Source organism: Pelosinus sp. IPA-1, from assembly GCF_030269905.1.
Lineage (GTDB): Bacteria > Bacillota > Negativicutes > DSM-13327 > DSM-13327 > Pelosinus.
Genome location: NZ_BSVC01000006.1, coordinates 192,347 through 207,354, shown reverse-complemented (window position 1 = coordinate 207,354; position 15,008 = coordinate 192,347). Strand labels below are relative to the sequence as shown.

Below are 15,008 nucleotides of genomic sequence, written 5' to 3'. Positions count from 1 at the left end.
CCCGCTAATTTTTCCCCTTTACTTCCTGCACAAGAAAAGAAGCCACGTGTTCTGCATAAGTATTCGAACTAAAGCCAGCATCATATCCCAATTCTTTCGCCAGTTCATGACTAATTCGCGGCCCACCTACAACTAACGTTACTTTATCCCGCAATCCTTCTGCCTCAAGCATATCTACCAGTTTTGTGAGATTGGTAATATGAATATTTTTCTGAGTTACCACTTGAGATATTAAAATGGCATCGGCCTTGATCTCATAGGCCTTGCGAATTACGTCCTCACAAGTAACCTGCGCCCCCATATTCACAGCATTGATTTCATGATAACTTTCTAGACCTTTATGTCCATTAAATCCTTTTATGTTCATGATGGCATCAATACCGACAGTATGAGCATCGCTTTCAATACAGGCTCCTACTATATTGAGTTTCCGTCCTAGATGTGTACTAATGAAGTCATCGATTTCTTTTTTAGACAACACCTCTAAATCAACTTCTGGCACAACAATCCCTGCAATATCTATCCCATGCTTACATTTTGCATAGACAATAAAAAAACTAAATTCATTACTTATTGCCTCGGCATGGGCAACTGCCGGCTCATCTAACCCCATACTGGCAACCAATTGCCTCGCAGCTTCTTTAGATGCACTCGATAAAGATACAGGCAATGTAAACGATAGCTGCACCATACCATCATCCAAGGTATCTCCATAAGGTTTGACATTCTGTAAATCAACCATTCCTTCTTCCTCCTTTGAGCATTAAAGGAATAAAGGGATTAAGATAGCCATTTTCACGTACAATGACTCCATTTAAGCCTTTCCCGCCTTCTGGAGTACGCGTTATATCAGCAAAATATCCTGCAGCTATAGCTTGCATTAGTCCCATTTCAGCGATTTCTTCCAACAATACAACAGCCTTTTCTAATACTTCACTTGCCCGTTGCTGGATAACTCCATCTTTCTTAAAGCAAATTTCATCGGCAAGTCCCCGCATATTATCAAAAACATAGCGGGCTGACTCTATGCTCAAAAACCTGTCTTGAATAAGAGGTGTGTGAATTGCCTCTGTCAGTATGCCTAAGAGATGTAAACTCTGTCCTGTCATAATCGAGCACACATTAAAGAGGGTATCCTGTACATGACCCTTAAAAATATTTCCTGTCATAAATTTAGTTGGTGGCATATACTTGATCGGACTATGTGGAAAAACCTCCCTGACCAGTTGAGCCTGAGCTAATTCATAGAGAAAACCATTGGGTGTTTTGGGATCAATTTCAAAAGCATGCCCAAGACCAAGTTGCTCTGAAACCATACCACACCGGAAGGCAAACTGTTCATTGATCAATTCAGAAGCCAGCACAGTATGACCACTTTCCATGGCATCAGCCGTTGTTAAGTAATTATCTTCACCAGTATTGATGATAATACCAGCATAGCCATTAATTAAACGAGAAAAGAATTGGTCAACAAAGGTACGCTTCATATTTATATCCCTGAAAATAATACCGTACATTGAGTCATTGAGCATAACATCCAGACGCTCCAGGGCCCCCATCACCGCAATCTCAGGCATACATAACCCCGAACAATAATTTGTCAGATAAATATACCGGTTTACTTCTTGCCCCACTTCATCCAGCGCTTCCCGCAGGATTTTAAAATTAGCCTGAGTAGCATACGTACCGCCAAACCCAGTAGTAGTAGGTCCATAAGGAACATAATCCAATAAACTTTGTCCTGTAGTACGAATTACAGCAATGATGTCTGCCCCTTGCCTAGCTGCAGCCTGAGCTTGAATGGCATCCTCATAAACATTTCCGGTCGCTACAATTACATAAAGCATAGGCTCTGGCCCCTTGCCTAAATCAGCAATCAGCCTTTCTCTTTCCTCACGGCGATCTTGAATTTTATGTAATGCTGAGATAGCAAGTTGATTGGCTAATTTCTCTATTTCCTGATCTGATTTTATAGGTAATTCCACTAAATTAATCTCTCCATTTACAACATACTCCGCAACTTGTTGTGGAGATAATTGGGTGTTAAGCATAGCATTGACGAGCCAATACATAGCCCCTTTTCCTAATACTCCTGCTGCATATAGGTCTTCGACCACCCTATTAACTACAGGCACCCCTGCTTGGTCTATTCCATCTATACCCAGCAATCTTAAAACAGATCGCTCAACCGCAACTGTACTATGAGCATCAATGTGTTCTTGCACCTTATCCACAATTAGCTTAGCTAACTCCCGTCCACGCCCAATGGTGCCCTGATCCAAGTTAAGTTTTTTCAATATAATCCCCCCTTGTTAAAGAGTTGCTTTTTTGTCTTTTTCAACTAATCCATATATTTTTAACTTATATTGTATGGTTTGACGAGGAATACCTAAAGACAGCGCTGCTCTTGATATATTTCCCTCACTTCTTTCTAACGCTTGTATGAGGGCGCTTTTTTCAACATTTTGAAGTACTTCGGGTAGACCTTTTCCGCCCAAGTGACTCCAACCTTTTTCATTATCTGGTTCCTCATCATATTTAAGTAGATGTTCAGGAACATGTTCCATTTCAATGACCAGACCCGAGACGATATTCATGGCATGCTCAATTGCATGCTGCAATTCCCGAACATTACCTGGCCACGAATAATGTAAGAAGGCCTGATTCACTTCCTCACTGATTTTTTTCACCGAGCGACCCATTTTGGCATTATACATAGTGATAAAATGTTCCACCAAGGAAGAAATATCACTTTTTCGTTCTCGGAGAGAAGGTACTTTCAAAGCAACAACATTCAGCCGATAATATAAATCAACACGCAGTTCCTTTTTTCGTACTGCTTCTTGTGGATCTACATTGGTACAGGCAATAACCCTGGTATCTACTTCTCGCAACTTATTATCACCTAGACGACGAAAAGTCCCATCTTGCAACACTCTGAGCAATTTACTTTGCAGTTCCATTGGCATGGAATTGATTTCATCCAAAAACAAGGTTCCTCCATCAGCAAGTTCGAATAACCCTGGCCGGTCTTCTGCTCCGGTAAAACTTCCCTTAACAGTGCCAAATAAAATACTTTCTAATAATGTCGCTGGAAAGGCCGCACAGTTTTGCGCCACAAAAGGTCTTTCTTTACGTGATGAAGCATTATGAATGGATTGCACTACTAATTCTTTGCCTGCTCCTGTTTCACCAATCACCAAAACAGGAGAAGATGTTGATGCCACCCGCTGACCTAGTACTTTGAGTTTAACTATCAAATCGTGACTGCCAATAATATCGTTAAAAGTGTACTTTGAAAAACTAGCTTCCGTTTTTTTAGAGTTCTTACAGCCACTGGATTTGGTATCTAAAAGTTCAGCCTGCAAATCCATCACCCGATCTGACAATTCTTTTATTTTTGTTATATCTCGCGACATATCACAGGCACCAACTAATATCCCATCTCGATAAAGCGGGAAAGTAGAGTAATGAATTGTGATAATTCTCCCTTTCCTGCTCACTATCGTTTGTTGCTGATTCAATACTGGCTTTCCAGTAGTTAAAACCTTCATCAAACTGCTCGTTTCAAGGGTTAATGAAGGATATACCTGGAGAAAATGTTTTCCAACAACATCAACTACCTGCAACCCTTCCACTTCAGCCGCTGTCTGATTATAATAAACCGTTATTCCTTCACAATTTATTACATGTACCGCTTGGTCAAGACGATCCAGCACTAAATCAAGACAACTGTCACTGCCATCTAACCAATTAAACAATCTACTTCCCCCCAATACCTAAAAGCCTCTTTCAAAACACTCCACTAAAATTTCACCTCACGCACCACATCAATTATCGGCAAAGGTGCTAATGCCTTGCCCATCCCTTGAAGCAAAACATCTGGGTCAAAGCCATTTCCTCCTGGATAGGATGGATTGATGGTTACTCCCAGCAAAGAAATAGGCTGCACAACCTGAAACTTTACATTTCGGACTTTAAGCTGCCTCCACAGAAATGGCGTGATAAAAATTTTACTGCCGTCTTGAACAATTACAGCTGGAGTATGCCGTTTTTCTAGTAAAGCATGCGCTAAACCATCCCCTACTGCCCCTTTGATAAGCACGACAGAGCAATCGTCACAAAGCAATTTTGCCCACTCTGTCGTGCTTAAAAGAGAAGTATCTGCAACTATTTCACGCAACCCACTATTACCAACCAACACCACTTTAGACTTAGATTGCTTACATAACGTAAGGTAAAAATCATCACACTTAGGTAACATCAATTGTTCCACTCGACTCTTAGTTATATATATTAATTGCTCCAAATCACGACTCAAAGTTGCCCCACTAGCCAACACTACTTGATTGCTAACCAAGGGATCAGCTGAACTCTGCCGATCAAAAGCACCATCAATTAGTATGCAATTCGTTCCAAAACCAGATAAATACTGTAGTAGCCTTTTTACTTCTTGATTTTTACTTGGCCCAGCTAAAACAACCTTACTTACAGCTTTTGCCCTAAGAATGACTACATTGCCAAGTGGGGTCACTATATCTGTTTTTTGCAGATAATCCCATAGATTCGGATTGGCAACTACTTTCTCAGCAGTAGCCACAATTGCTTGAGGCTGCACAACAATTGAGGGTTTAGATATGTTTGTCAAAGCATCAAAGCTTTCTCCATCCCGTCCGATTGAAGTCAAGCCTAAGATCAACCCCTGATGATATAAAACCCTTTGTATATAATTTAAAGTTACAGTCTTCCCTACATTTTTGGCCATGCCGACAATTGTTACAACTGAGGGAGGTACTCCACAAAAATCACTCCAAGTTAACATTTCTTTTATGCGTAAAGTTCTTGGAATATTTTCCAAAGAATCGGACTTTCTCTGACTGTTTCTAATGCAACCACCGCGTGATTCCGACAATACCCATTGCCAATCAACATGGTCACATCCTTGCCTATTCCCTCAGCCCCAAGAGCCGCGCCTGTAAAGCTGGTAGCCATACTAAAGAAATATACCGTACCCCCATCTTTTGTCGCCATAATCGAGCCCATTTCTGTACCGGGTATATTAACACAATTTATGGTGACATCCACCATCTGGCCATTTGTAGCCTCCGATACAGCTTTCATAATTTTAATAGGATCAGTCGCATCCACTTGAAGAACTTCATCTGCATACCCTAATTGCTGCATTCTGTCACAACTACCTTTGCTTGAACCTAGACCAATGACTTTACCTGTTACGCCGGCTCTCTTCTTAGCCTCATAGAGACATAGCATTCCCGATTTACCACCTCCACCAATAATGAGTACGCTTTGTCCTGGACGCACAAGGTGGGCAGTTTGCGCTGGTGCCCCCGCTACATCCAATACAGCTAACGCCAAAGATGGTGACATATCTGAAGGCAGTACGGCATAAATGCCGCTGCTAAACAAAATTGCCTGAGCCTCTACTTCTACTTGCTCTTTTTCTAAGTGAATTTTTTTAATTTTATGAATTTTTAAAGGAGTCAATGATAAAGACACTAAGGTAACAATCCTGTCACCTACTTTTACCGGAGTTTTACCAGCCCAAGCAGGGCCAATTTTAGTAACAGTACCCATCAGCATTCCTCCGGAGCCAGTAACCGGATTATGATGTTTGCCCCGTTTTTCCACCATTTCAAGCATAATTCTTTCCATTACTTCCAGATCTTTATTGGCTTCTTTCTTGATTTGCGTAAAACTAGCTGCATCAATATTCAACGTATCTACTTCAATCAACAGCTCATTATCGTAGATTTCCATCATATTATCAATTCTCCATGCTGGCTGAGGTAAAACTCCTTGAGGTTCTAATACGCGATGCGTTCCATACTCGCAACCAACTTTTGTCATAACAATCTACCCCCAATATATTCTATAATTTCAAATATAATCCTTTTGATTTTTACATCTTCCCATCACTAAACTAATCCGACTGTGTTCACCCCACAATACCTCACCCCCAATATCCAAATAAAAGACTTTCTCATGCTAAGAGACTTCGCTTCTCTAACAATAGGATTATTATGCAAATTCCGTTCCATCTCACAATATATCTATTAAATCAGCACTTTTACCATTATATTTTTAAAGTCATTCACCAACTTGCCCATTTTTGGGCGGGCTATTTTATTTTAGAAACAAAAACCTGTATGTAAGTGCCCAAAAGCCAGCATTCTACTGCTGAATTTTGGGCGCTTACATACAGGTTGCAAATTTTTATTCCTCTTCTACTGTTGCTGCTATTTCTGCACTACTTGCTACATCTAATAAATTAAAGGTTTCTTCTTGCGGTAACTCTTGTACATTCTTAAGCTTTCTCTCAATATTACGAGACTTCCGAGCAGCTATATCAATAGAGTTACTAGCTTCTTGCAGCTTCTTATGCGTCTTATCCAACAAGTCACCGAATTTACCAAACTCTGTCTTCACTACTCCGAGTAACGACCATACCTCAGAACTACGTTTTTCAACAGCTAAGGTTCTAAAACCCATCTGCAAGCTATTCAATAGTGCTGAAAGTGTAGTAGGACCAGCAATAAGGATTTTGTAATTTCTCATTATGTTATCACACAATCCTGGACGGCGTAACACTTCTGCATACAGTCCTTCAATTGGCAAAAATAAAATAGCGAATTCCGTGGTATGAGGTACACTGATGTACTTAGTAGAGATATCTTTTGCTTCTCCCTTAATTCTTGTTTCTAACGCCTTTGCCGCCTCTTCTGCTAAAGGGGCATCGGCTTGGTCTTGGGCTTCTAACAAACGTTGGTAATCCTCTTGTGGGAATTTTGCATCAATCGGTAACCATACGATACTCTCTTCTGTATCCCGACCAGGCAGTTTTATGGCAAACTCTACTCGATCATTACTCCCAGGTTTCGTAGCAACATTTTTTGCATATTGCTCTATCGTTAGTATTTGTTCTAGTAGATTCTCAAGTTGAATCTCACCCCATATACCCCTGGTTTTTACATTTGATAATACTCGTTTTAAATCTCCTACACCAGAAGCAAGTGTCTGCATTTCCCCTAGGCCCCTATGCACCAATTCCAGTCTTTCACTAACGAGTTTAAAGCTTTCTCCTAGCCTTTTTTCTAACGTTTGATTCAACTTTTCGTCTACCGTTTTTCTCATTTCTTCAAGTTTATTTCCATTATCCTCACGAAGCATATGTAATTGTTTTTCTACTGTTTCACGCATCCGTTCTAGTTTTTGTTCATTCATTTGGGTTAGCCCCTGCAATTGTTGCGCGAAAGTTTCTAATTGAGCAAGCTGCGCTGCTGTATTTTCATTCATTCTTTTTAGAACAGACTCAGTAAATTTGGTTAATGTATTGCCTACTTCTTCTCGTAAGGCTCTAGCACTAAATCCATTCTCGCCACGATTCTTCGCCATCTCATCATTAACGGTACGTTCTACTCTTTCGATGGCTTTTTCTATGGCTGCAAAATTCACTAAAAAGTCTTTCTGCTGATTCTTCCCGCTACGCATCATGATCATAATAATAAGGAAAATCATAATTGCATTGAGCCCAAGCAGTATATAAATCATCTTCTCCAACAAAATTAGTCCTCCAAATATGCTATTTTATTTTTTTGATAATATTTCATATAATTTTTATTTTTGGCAAAAATATTGAAAGATCCTGTTTTCTACATGTACATTCTAATCCGACAGTAGCGAGGAGGTGATATTATGGAAAAACGTCAAAATCAGGGCAACAAAGAAAAATCCAAAAAAGCTTCTGCTGAATTTGCTAAAGAAATTTGCCCTAAAAACAAAAACGAAAAGAAGTAAAATTAAGAGGGTGGTTTATAACCACCCTCTTAATTTTTTCCCCATTTAAGGAAATAGTAGCTTCTTTAGGTCATTTTAGAATGTTGGTTATATGCTGAAAAGTATTACTATTCTCTTTTATTTTTTGTTCATTTCCTAATACACAAAGATGATTCTCTTTCATAGCATCATCCATTAAAGCAGCCAATTTACAAATATCTTCCTGCTTTGTGGACAAAATTTCATCCCGCTCTTTTTGGATCATGTCTTGGGAAATTTTGCGAATATAATGATTCGTTGCACGTTCCCCTCTTTGGGACGAAGTCAAAGGTGTATCCAATTGACTCATGGTACCAATCACATATTTGGTCATTTCTCGTTGATCTGCAGAGAAGCTCTGAAGGTATGCTGCTGTCTCATCATAGACCGCCAAAGTTTCTTTTAAATTAGGATCTCGATAAGAACCGAGTACCATATTTCCATTACGCTCAAATCTCGCAAAGCCACCATAGGCTCCCCCTTGAACCCGGACCCGAGTCCATAAATAATCATAACGCAGAATGGTTTCTAGTACTTTTAAGCTTCCATGATAAGAGTACCCTAGTTTACGGAAGTTAGCCCCTTTTACGACATATTGCACCTTTCCAGATGTCATCAATCCTTCATTTTGCTGCTTAGTTTCAAAACTATATTGGACAGGTTTTTCAGTTGTCGATGGGAGACAAGAATAAAAGCTTTTAAAAGCATCTTGGAATTTAGGATAGTTTTCTTCCTCTACTGTCACACTTACCAGCAAACTTTCCTTATTAAAAATCAAGTTAGCCACTTTCATAAGGTTTCCATAGATTTCTTCAGATCGATCCGTAAATTCTTTTTCTAAACTAGCCATGAACTCATAAAACGCTAACATTCCCACTTCATTATATTTTGCAATGGGTGAGAAATAGGAAAGTACTCGATTCGTGGCAAGTTGCTGACCACGACGGAATAAGTTCATATCCCAATTTGATTTAATCTCTTGAATCAGTTCCTTCATACGTTTATCGTTCTCAAAACGGCTATGGGCAATTATTTGTTCAATCAAGTTTACAAGTTGAGGTAACTTTTCTACCAGAGATTTTCCTTTGACTAAAAATTTAGGTACGTACTTAGAATCATTTGCATCTTCCGTATATACTGCCACATCAAAAACGATACCACCTGTATTACTATCAATCTCGTTTGACAACTCTGTGTAATCATACTTTTCTGTAGAAATTTTTGCCAGCACTTCTGCTAGAAGATATACATACGGCAAACATTCTTGCGGTACACGGTGTGTATCAAAGTACATATTCACGTAAGCAATACCATTCGTTTGAAGAGGGTGAAGTAAAATAGGTACCCCTAACTCTTCTTTTTCAATTAGTATTAATTTTTCTGCCTTTTTTTCGATATCTTGCAGTGTTAGTAATGGGATGGTAGTTAGCGCTTCTGGCGAATCTGGGGTTTGCTGCAGTTCTTTTAATCTAAGTGTTTGTTTTACCAGTTTATCTATTTCTTCTGCTGATAAAGACGCTTTATATGCAGCTAACTGTTTACGCACCTCTTCATCTTTTTCCTCTGATAATCCTGGTTTTGGCTTTAAAACCACCACAGATTGATGGGTATTATTCAGTAGATATTTTTCAATCATTTGTTCAAAATAATTGGTTTTTAAAGCTGATTTTATTTTTTCCAAGTCTTGCTTGTATCCTAATAGCAGGAAAGGACTTGCATCGTATAACCAACTGTCCATGCATTTTATATTGTAGACGAGTCCTTTTGGACGAGAACCATAATTCGCTTCACGTAAGGTAAATTCGAAAATATTGATACATGCCTCAATCAGCTTCTTATCAATTCCCTCAGTTACTAACCGTTTTAATTCTTCATCTACAACTTGAATGAATTTCTCTTTTTCCTGCTCATTTGTACCAGTGACAACAATGCCGAATGTAGGCTGCAAAATGCTTTTGACAAAATTCCCTACTACATCTTTCCCTAATCCCGCTTCGATTAACGCATTTCTCAGGGGAGCTGCTGGAGTTTCTAAAAGCAAATACTCTAATACTTGAAAAGCTAGGCTTATTTCAGAATTCGTTGCTTTCCCTAAGACAAAGTTCCTACTAATGAATGTTTTATCTTCAGTAGTTTCACTAGGGGCAATAGAATACTCAAAAACTTTTTCCACCCTTTGAGGAAAAGCACTCTGCATTGCAATCTCAGAATCGACTTGGATCTTTTCAAAGTTTTGCAAATAGGCTTCATCAATAAATTTAAGATTATCAAGAATGTCCAGATCACCATATAAAAAGATATAGCCATTGGATGGATGATAATACTTTTTATGAAAATTAATGAATTTCTCTTGTGTTAGTTCAGGAATGAACTCAGGATCACCACCTGATTCCACTCCATAGGCTGTATCAGGAAACAAGGATTCAAAATTTTTCTTTTCTAAAATGGCATCAGGCGAGGAAAAAACACCTTTCATCTCGTTATAGACAACGCCCTTATAAGTTACTTCGCCATCTTTATCCTCTAGTTCGTAATGCCACCCCTCCTGCATTAAAGTTTCTGGAGTTTTGTATATGTTTGGATAAAATACGGCATCCATATACACATCCATTAAATTGCGAAAATCTTTGGCGTTACGGCTAGCGACGGGATACATAGTCTTATCGGGAAAAGTCATTGCATTTAGATACGTATTTAAAGAACCTTTTATTAATTCCACAAATGGTTCTTTCAGGGGAAATTTACGAGATCCACACAGTACAGAATGCTCAATTATATGAGCAACCCCAGTACTGTCCTCTGGCGGGGTACGAAATGTAATTGAAAACACTTTATTGTCATCATCATTTTGCAAGTATAATAACCGCGCGCCACTTTTTTCGTGATAAAACGTCCTGGCTAGCGAATTTATATCATCAAGCTTCTTTTCTTCTTCTAAACGAAAGCCGTTATACAAATTTCCTTTTATCAAATCCATGCCATTACCTCTTTTCAAAAATTTCATTTCTATAGATATTCGTTATAACTGGAAAAACGTCCTGCAATATGCATATTTTTAGCAAGTATCGATAGAAACTCCACGACAATACTATATGCAATATTGATTAAAAGATTGACGCTAACAGTGTAAAATGAGAAAATAATAGATGCACGTATACATAATTCCTATATTAGTACGGAAAGGATGTTTATATTGGAAACATTAATTTATTACTCTTCCATGTTAGGTGGACTATTATTGTCTCTCACCCTGCTTTGGGTCGGATTTTATAACTATCAGCAGCATCAAACTAAAAAGGCAATTTTATTTTCCATTTCTGGACTAGCTATTGCAATTATACTTATTTATAGTATCCTATTTCCTCAATAAAAATTTATGATTTTACCAACCTTTAATTCTAAACATTTTTGAACTATATGCAGATTGCAACCGATCTCCAAACAGATGAGAAACTCCCCCTAAGAAAACGTAAGGCGCCGCGCCCTGAATCAATAAAAAAGGCAGAGACAGTACAATGCACCCTACTAGTGTGTGACAAAAACCTCGATGACTCATAAAACTCACAAAGATATTCAACCTACCCACCATCGACCTGCGGTGATCAATATCCGGCAACAAACTACCAATCATGATAAAAAGAATATCCGTTGGCTGATTGGCGAATTCCATGCTAAAAAAAAGACCAATAATAATATGTATCGCCCAATTGAAAATAATCACCTATTTCATTGTGTAGTACGACTTATGCAGTATCGTTTAGCGTAGTTGCGAAAACATTACGAACATTAGTTTGCATTTTTATACTAAAGCAAACAAACGTTCTTGTAAAGAGAATTTCAGACATTTTAACAAATAAACGCCTATCACAAAGATAGGCGTCTTTTTTTCTATTCTTTTTCTTCTTCAAACATACCTGTAACGAAAAAAGTAGCTCGCGATTTTACAAGTAGTTGCTTTTCGCTATCAAAAATTTCACCTTCTGCTACCATTGTATTTTTCCCATTATGTACAACTTTTCCATAAGCCTTAATTTCAGATTGAGGTATTGCACCTTTTATAAAATTCATATTCAGATCCAGGGTAACTACCTTTTTTCCCGTTGTAGCGCATGCAACGCCCATTACAGTATCAGCTAATGAAGCCAGAGCTCCCCCATGGGCAATATTGTATAAGTTAGTATGCTTGCCTGCAAGAACTGGCATACTAAGCTCTGCTTGCCCCTCTTTTAATGTATTTATCTGAATATCCAACAAATTAATATATGGGTTTTGATCATAAATCGTCGCCAAATTCTTTTTCAGCCATTCTATATTTTTTTCCACAATTAGCACTCCTAACATTATTATCTTAATTGCATCTTATCAGCATCTACTCTTACTGCATTGCTTTAGAAAATTAAAACCAAACTCACCGATCACCTTATTATCTTCATCTCGAACTGCGATTTTGTTTACTCCTTGATTAAAAATAATCTTTATACCCTCAGTAAGGGTATCATCGGCAAAAGCATATGGCATTTCTTCATAATCCTTTGCCTCCTCCTTAGATAAAGGATTAAATACTTCTTTTATCTTAGTAGTATTAAGATACGCTACAAAATTTCGGTTACCAAAGAAATTCCTAACAAAATCGTTTTTCGGGGAGAAAATTAATTCCTTTTTTGTACCAATCTGTTCAATCTCCCCCTCATGCAGCAAGACAATACGATTGCCGAGTTTGATAGCTTCTTCAATATCATGAGTTACAAACACGATTGTCTTACCAAGTTTCCTATGTATATTTTGTATCTCATCTTGCAAGGACCTTCGTGTAAGTTCATCCACCGCACCAAAGGGCTCATCCATTAAGATGATTTCTGGATCAGCGGCCAAGGCACGCGCTACGCCAACCCTTTGCTTCTGCCCCCCACTTAATTGCCATGGATATTTCTGTAGATAACTCTTATCAAGGCCTACAAGGTTAATTAGTACTTCCACCCTTTGCCTTGCATTTACTTTATCAACTTTCTTTAGTTTTAACACATAGCTAATATTATCGCCAATCGTAAAATGAGGAAATAAGCCTACATTCTGAATTACATAGCCAATATTTCTTCTCATTTCAATTAAGTCTTGCGTAGAAAGATCTCGATTACCAATCCAAACCTTTCCACTATCAGGCTTAATCAATCCATTAATTAGTTTTAGTATCGTTGTTTTACCGCAACCTGATGACCCAATCAATGTAATAAATTCACCTTTGTTTATAGAAATATTAAGATTTTTTAGTACTGTTTTTTCACCATATGATTTCACTATATTTTCAAATCGTATCATAATATTATTTTAATCCCTTTTTAACTAAGAATGCTTTCGCTACTTCTTTTGGATCCTTCTTATCCTTTTCCACAGCATAATTCATTTCTATCATTTCTTCTTCACTAATTTTCCCATCTAATCTCCCTAATATTTTCTCTAATTCAGGATACTTCTTCAATGTATCATTTCTCACAACAGTTGCTGCAAAATAAGAAGGAAAAAAGTTTTTGTCATCCTTTAAGACTTTTAAATCGTATTTCTTTAACAATCCATCGGTGGAGAAGGCATTTATTACATCAACTTGTCCAGAATCAATTGCCTCATATTTTAGACCAATATCAATTTCTTTCTTATCCTTAAAATGATAGTTGTATGTTTTTTCAAGCCCCTTAAACCCATCCTCCCGCTCATAAAAATCAGCTTCTGCACAAAAGACTAGATTTTCACTGACTTTTGCAAGATCAGAATAAGTAACTAAATTATACTTATCAGCAACTGATTTTTTTACCGCTAAGGCATAGGTATCATTAAAACCATATAAACCAAGCCATTTCATATTATATTGCTCAATATATTTACTTTTTAACTCTTCATATAGCTTACCTGAATCACTTTCAGGTTTCTCCTTTAACACATATAACCAGCCTGTTCCTGTATATTCTGGATATATATCAATTTCACCCTTTAGTATTGCAGGCTGTATATTAGCTGTCCCGCCACCAATCCCCAGTTTTTGCACAACCTTAATATCAGAATTTCCTTCAATTAATTGGGTAATTAGTTCCGCTAAAACATATTGTTCCGTATGAGGCTTAGATGCAACTACCACCGACTTTTGACTAGAATTCGGACTACAACCCGCAGCGATAAAAACAAAAATCACGGTAATCAGCATTACTATCAATCTGTTTTTCACTATAATCCCCTCCTATTTCTGACGCCCTACTATTTTAAGATGTAATCTTTTTTCTGCTAACTCCAGTACAAAGTCGGAAAGTAAAGCCAATAGAGCAACTAGCAAACTTCCTGCTATCGTCATTTCAGGATTATTAGTAGTTATGCCTCGCCAGATAGCAACGCCAAGCCCACCAGCTCCTATAAAGGAAGCAATTCCACCAAGAGCAATCGTCATTACAACCATGGTTCTAAATCCTGCCATAATGACAGGCAATGCGAGAGGGATTTGCACATGAAACAACAGTTGAGCATCTGTACTTCCCATGCCAATAGCAGATTCTACGATCTCTTTATCGACTTCATTTATCCCTACATATGTATTCCTTATAATTGGCAATAATCCATATACTACAAGAGCGATAATTGCACTTTTATTTCCGATACCTGTAATGGATACTAGAAATCCAAATAAAGCGATTGAGGGTATCGTATATAGAAAATTCGTAACTCCTATTACAAAACGTGCTACAGGTTTGTTTCTTGTTATCACAACTCCGACCACAACCCCGATGATTGTGATAAATCCGATGGAGATCATAGATAATATAATATGTTGCACGATTAGCTCGCTGAAGAAGTCTGCTCGATCTTTTAATAAAGAAAACAAACTCATGTTCTCACCTGACTTCCATCAAGTTTTATCTCTTCAAGTATAACATTAACTTATTACATATTAAAGAAAGTATGACAAATAATACCCTTAAAACCTTTGTATGTAAAGTAGTAATAGAAAAAAGACCTTACAATCTGTAAGATCTTTTCATTACCCATTCCTTTTCTTAACTGCTTGAATCTGTGCAACTATTTCTTTATATTCAGGGAATTTAGCATACATTGGAGCTACAGCTTGACGGAAAGTAAAAACTCTTGCTAATATTACGGAATTTTTAGAATCTTTTTTATTTTAAGTGGTTATAGGA

General features: G+C 37.8%; 13 protein-coding genes. 1 reads left to right on the top strand and 12 read right to left on the bottom strand.

Annotated features, from left to right (window positions below):
• Positions 1–4: 4 nt before the first annotated feature.
• The 8 genes from kamE to QSJ81_RS15860 all read right to left on the bottom strand — a co-directional run bounded on the left by kamE (position 5) and on the right by QSJ81_RS15860 (position 11,476).
• On the bottom strand, positions 5–742 hold the full coding sequence (gene kamE / locus QSJ81_RS15895; RefSeq protein ID WP_285718337.1) for a lysine 5,6-aminomutase subunit beta: 738 nt from the start codon (positions 740–742) through the stop codon (positions 5–7).
• Entirely contained in the window at positions 735–2,297 is a 1,563-nt protein-coding gene (gene kamD / locus QSJ81_RS15890; RefSeq protein ID WP_285718336.1) for a lysine 5,6-aminomutase subunit alpha, read from the bottom strand. Before kamD ends, kamE begins: the two co-directional genes overlap by 8 nt.
• A gap of 15 nt (positions 2,298–2,312) precedes the next feature.
• A complete protein-coding gene (locus tag QSJ81_RS15885; RefSeq protein ID WP_285718335.1) occupies positions 2,313–3,761 on the bottom strand; it encodes a sigma-54 interaction domain-containing protein in 1,449 nt (482 codons plus the stop codon).
• A gap of 44 nt (positions 3,762–3,805) precedes the next feature.
• The gene (kamB, locus tag QSJ81_RS15880; RefSeq protein ID WP_285718334.1) at positions 3,806–4,858 is read right to left on the bottom strand and encodes a lysine 5,6-aminomutase reactivase subunit KamB; all 1,053 of its coding nucleotides are present in this window, start codon (positions 4,856–4,858) and stop codon (positions 3,806–3,808) included.
• Positions 4,828–5,868 carry an L-erythro-3,5-diaminohexanoate dehydrogenase gene (gene kdd / locus QSJ81_RS15875; RefSeq protein WP_285718333.1) on the bottom strand — a complete coding sequence of 347 codons (1,041 nt, stop codon included), beginning with the start codon at positions 5,866–5,868 and terminating at the stop codon, positions 4,828–4,830. The genes kamB and kdd overlap by 31 nt, the downstream gene beginning before the upstream one ends.
• Positions 5,869–6,234: 366 nt before the next feature.
• Complete coding sequence (locus tag QSJ81_RS15870; RefSeq protein ID WP_285718332.1) at positions 6,235–7,581, bottom strand: DNA recombination protein RmuC; 1,347 nt, start codon at positions 7,579–7,581, stop codon at positions 6,235–6,237.
• 304 nt (positions 7,582–7,885) lie between these two features.
• Positions 7,886–10,810 (bottom strand): insulinase family protein, encoded by a 2,925-nt coding sequence (locus QSJ81_RS15865; RefSeq protein WP_285718331.1) that lies wholly within the window; start codon positions 10,808–10,810, stop codon positions 7,886–7,888.
• A 405-nt stretch (positions 10,811–11,215) separates the two neighbouring features.
• Complete coding sequence (locus QSJ81_RS15860) at positions 11,216–11,476, bottom strand: metal-dependent hydrolase (protein WP_285718555.1); 261 nt, start codon at positions 11,474–11,476, stop codon at positions 11,216–11,218.
• Here QSJ81_RS15860 and QSJ81_RS15855 point away from each other — a divergent pair.
• Positions 11,381–11,599 (top strand): hypothetical protein, encoded by a 219-nt coding sequence (locus QSJ81_RS15855; RefSeq protein WP_285718562.1) that lies wholly within the window; start codon positions 11,381–11,383, stop codon positions 11,597–11,599. The two genes, QSJ81_RS15860 and QSJ81_RS15855, sit on opposite strands and share 96 nt — an antisense overlap.
• Positions 11,600–11,721: 122 nt before the next feature.
• Here QSJ81_RS15855 and QSJ81_RS15850 read toward each other — a convergent pair whose 3' ends face one another.
• From QSJ81_RS15850 to QSJ81_RS15835, 4 genes are read right to left on the bottom strand one after another with little or no spacing between them, the layout of a single operon-like run.
• Positions 11,722–12,156 carry a PaaI family thioesterase gene (locus tag QSJ81_RS15850; RefSeq protein WP_285718330.1) on the bottom strand — a complete coding sequence of 145 codons (435 nt, stop codon included), beginning with the start codon at positions 12,154–12,156 and terminating at the stop codon, positions 11,722–11,724.
• Between the two features lie 39 nt (positions 12,157–12,195).
• Positions 12,196–13,149: an ABC transporter ATP-binding protein gene (locus tag QSJ81_RS15845; protein WP_285718329.1), complete on the bottom strand. Its 954-nt coding sequence runs from the start codon at positions 13,147–13,149 to the stop codon at positions 12,196–12,198.
• Between the two features lie 4 nt (positions 13,150–13,153).
• Entirely contained in the window at positions 13,154–14,047 is an 894-nt protein-coding gene (locus tag QSJ81_RS15840) for a glycine betaine ABC transporter substrate-binding protein (protein WP_285718328.1), read from the bottom strand.
• A gap of 12 nt (positions 14,048–14,059) precedes the next feature.
• Positions 14,060–14,701, bottom strand: a complete 642-nt coding sequence (locus QSJ81_RS15835; RefSeq protein WP_285718327.1) for an ABC transporter permease — start codon at positions 14,699–14,701, stop codon at positions 14,060–14,062.
• Positions 14,702–15,008 lie beyond the last annotated feature (307 nt).